At 64.7% G+C, this 1,248-nt stretch carries 1 protein-coding gene; it reads left to right on the plus strand.

Translation table 11 applies throughout. The features are described 5' to 3' along the window. Positions 1-149: 149 nt before the first annotated feature. On the plus strand, positions 150-1,248 hold a 1,099-nt coding region (tuf, locus tag J0I42_RS00005), incomplete at its 3' end, for an elongation factor Tu (protein ID WP_291651529.1).

Raw genomic sequence — 1,248 nt, forward strand, 5'->3', positions numbered from 1 at the left:
CTGCGCTCGTTCTCGCAGGGCCGCGCGAACTACACGATGCAGTTCGACCATTACGAGCAGGTTCCGTCGGCAGTCGCCGCCGAGGTCCAGGCCAAGTACGCCTGACCGGAACCTTCGAATGAACAATGAGAGATTGAACGGAGGCTACGATGGCCAAAGAGAAGTTTTCGCGGACGAAGCCGCACTGCAACATTGGAACGATTGGTCACGTTGACCATGGCAAGACGTCATTGACGGCTGCGATCACGAAGGTTCTGGCTGAGTCGGGCGGCGCGTCGTTCACGGCGTATGACCAGATCGACAAGGCGCCTGAGGAGAAGGCGCGCGGCATCACGATCTCGACGGCGCACGTCGAGTACGAGACGCCGAACCGTCACTACGCCCACGTCGACTGCCCCGGCCACGCCGACTATGTGAAGAACATGATCACGGGCGAGGCGCAGATGGACGGCGCGATCCTGGTGGTGTCGGCGGCCGACGGCCCGATGCCGCAGACCCGCGAGCACATCCTGCTGGCACGCCAGGTCGGCGTTCCCGCGCTGGTGGTATTCATGAACAAGGTCGACCTGGTCGACGACGCCGAGCTGCTGGAGCTCGTCGAGATGGAGATCCGCGAGCTCCTCTCGAAGTACGACTTCCCCGGCGACGACATCCCGATCACCAAGGGCTCGGCCAAGGCCGCGCTGGACAACGTCACGCCGGAGATCGGCCATGACGCGGTGATCGCGCTGATGAAGACGGTCGACGACTACATCCCGCAGCCGGAGCGTCCGGTCGACCAGCCGTTCCTGATGCCGGTCGAGGACGTGTTCTCGATCTCGGGCCGCGGCACGGTGGTGACGGGCCGCGTCGAGCGCGGCATCGTGAAGGTCGGCGAGGAAATCGAGATCGTCGGCCTGAAGGACACGCAGAAGACGACGGTGACCGGCGTCGAGATGTTCCGCAAGCTGCTGGACCAGGGCCAGGCTGGCGACAACATCGGCGCGCTGCTGCGCGGCACGAAGCGCGAGGACGTGGAGCGCGGCCAGGTGCTGTGCAAGCCGGGCTCGGTGAAGCCGCACACGAAGTTCAAGGCCGAGGCCTACATCCTGACCAAGGAAGAGGGCGGCCGCCACACGCCGTTCTTCACCAACTACCGCCCGCAGTTCTACTTCCGCACGACGGACGTGACCGGCGTGGTCTCGCTGCCCGAGGGCACGGAGATGGTGATGCCGGGCGACAACATCTCGATGGAGGTGACGCTGATCG

This window comes from Allobosea sp. (assembly GCF_017308015.1).
Lineage (GTDB): Bacteria > Pseudomonadota > Alphaproteobacteria > Rhizobiales > Beijerinckiaceae > Allobosea.